This is a genomic window from Bartonella phoceensis (assembly GCF_902825145.1).
GTDB lineage: Bacteria > Pseudomonadota > Alphaproteobacteria > Rhizobiales > Rhizobiaceae > Bartonella > Bartonella phoceensis.
Genome location: NZ_CADEAD010000052.1, coordinates 1 through 420 on the forward strand (window position 1 = coordinate 1; position 420 = coordinate 420).

Sequence of the window (420 nt, forward strand, 5' to 3'; positions counted from 1 at the left end):
TATCATAGCTTGTCTCTTCAACTGCACTGCCATCTTCCTTGACTACATGAACCTTAAACTTTGGGGCTTTCCATTCGCCATTCTCATACTGAGCTCCACCTCCTAAAGACCGCGCTAAACCATTACCCAATAAATAAAGCTGAGAACCATTGATCGCATCATGTGAACTCTCATTAATCTGACCATTCCCAACATTATGAAGACCTACAGGAGCACGATCTTTGCCTTTGCCAAAAGTAACACTCGTATAATCCGTAGTGCTATTTTCACCTTCTGTTTTATCGTAAAGAACAACTGCTGAATCTTCAGATTGAAGATTGTTGGAAAGATCCTTCAAACTTTTATCTAGTTGGCCTTTATTAACAGCATCATCATTGTTCTTTCCCTCACCAACACCAGAAATTACACGATGCACACCAA

1 pseudogene is annotated in these 420 nt (G+C 40.2%); it reads right to left on the bottom strand.

Annotated features, from left to right (window positions below):
* Positions 1-420: pseudogene (locus J7R07_RS08045) on the bottom strand (hypothetical protein); the annotation flags it as partial.